This is a genomic window from Bradyrhizobium sp. KZN70725 (assembly GCF_055264925.1).
On sequence record NZ_JBUYWT010000216.1, the window covers coordinates 1 to 466 of the forward strand.

General features: G+C 59.9%; 1 protein-coding gene. It reads right to left on the reverse strand.

Features of this window, described 5'->3' with window-relative positions; genetic code table 11:
* The coding region (locus ACZBJS_RS42785; RefSeq protein WP_463440365.1) for a c-type cytochrome at nt 1-466 on the reverse strand (466 nt) is incomplete at both ends.

Sequence of the window (466 nt, forward strand, 5' to 3'; positions counted from 1 at the left end):
GAGTTGCCGGAACATGTAAGTCGGCGAACGCGCCGCAATCCCAGGCGCGGCAACGGTCCCTTTGAGGTCAGCGCCGTGACAGGCCGCGCACTGGACGCGCAGATCGCTGTTAGTTGCCAGAGCCCGCCCTTTCTGAACGCTGCCGACCGGGACGTAGGCGATGAAACGAGCGCGCGAGTCCCGGCTGACAAAGTGTTCGACGTTTTCTGGGATCTCTATGATGCGCTGACCGATGGGCTCTTTCTCGGTGCCATTCACCGAAGCCAAGAACAAGTCTCTGACATGCGTTTTCGGCACGGCGTCGGTCTCTACGACCGCAATGTTCGATCTCGGCTTGATCGATGCAAAGTAGGCTCCAGCCTCTCTGAGCTCCTGATCGGTCACCGCTTTAGACAACTTGATCATCAGATCGGTGGCGACCCGAGGCACCGAGTTCGTGCGCAGACCCGCCTTGAATTCCGCCGTC